This is a genomic window from Clavibacter lycopersici (genome assembly GCF_003576405.1).
In the GTDB taxonomy this organism is placed as follows: domain Bacteria; phylum Actinomycetota; class Actinomycetes; order Actinomycetales; family Microbacteriaceae; genus Clavibacter; species Clavibacter lycopersici.
The window spans coordinates 1-716 of the sequence record NZ_QWGT01000489.1; the positions used below are offsets into that span (position 1 = coordinate 1).

Annotated in this window: 1 protein-coding gene and 1 pseudogene; both read right to left on the bottom strand. The window is 77.2% G+C overall.

What is annotated here, in order from left to right; all coding sequences use genetic code 11:
* Positions 1-470: MFS transporter (locus DZG00_RS16125; RefSeq protein ID WP_119455856.1), on the bottom strand; the 470-nt coding region annotated here is incomplete at its 3' end.
* Positions 467-716 (bottom strand): annotated as a pseudogene (locus tag DZG00_RS16130) (ABC transporter ATP-binding protein); the annotation flags it as partial. The gene DZG00_RS16125 and the pseudogene DZG00_RS16130, both read right to left, overlap by 4 nt.

A 716-nucleotide genomic window follows, 5' to 3' on the forward strand; every position in this document is an offset into this window, starting at 1 on the left:
CCCGGCCGCCGGGTGGCGCGGGCCCGCACGTCGGCGGCCGCGACGAGGCTCTGCAGCGCCGGGCTGAACAGCGCGCCGCCGAACCCCGTGAGGATCGCGCCGGCGAGGAAGCCCGGCAGGTCAGCGGCCATCGCGAGCCCCAGGTAGCCGGAAACGCGCACGACGCAGCCCGCTGCGATGAGCGTGCGCGGGCCGAAGCGGTCGGCGAGCATCCCGCCGAGGAGGAAGAGGCCCTGCTGGCTGAAGGTGCGGGCGCCGAGCACCAGGCCGATCGCGAGGGCGCCGAGTCCGAGGTCGTCGCGCATCACGACGGCGAGGAACGGGACGACCGCGTAGAAGCCGAGGTTGAACACCAGCTGGCTGGAGAGCAGGACGGCGGCGGGCGGGGATCCGGCGCGGTCGGCGCGCGAGGCCGGCTCGGGCAGGGCGGTGGCCGGGCCCGCGGGTCCGGTCGGGTGGCGCGCGGTCATGCGGTGATCGCTCCCGGCAGCCGGGGGACGGCGTCGGCGAGCTCGCGCGTGGCCGGATGCGCGGGGTCGGCGAGCAGTCGACCGGTCGGCCCCTCCTCCACGATCCGCCCGCCCGCGAGCACGACGCTCCGCCCGCAGAGCCGGGCGACGGCGTCGAGGTCGTGCGACACGAGGACGAGCCCGAGGCCCCGCTCGCGCACCAGGGAGCCGAGCAGCTCGATGATCCGGTCCCGCAGCGGCAGGTCG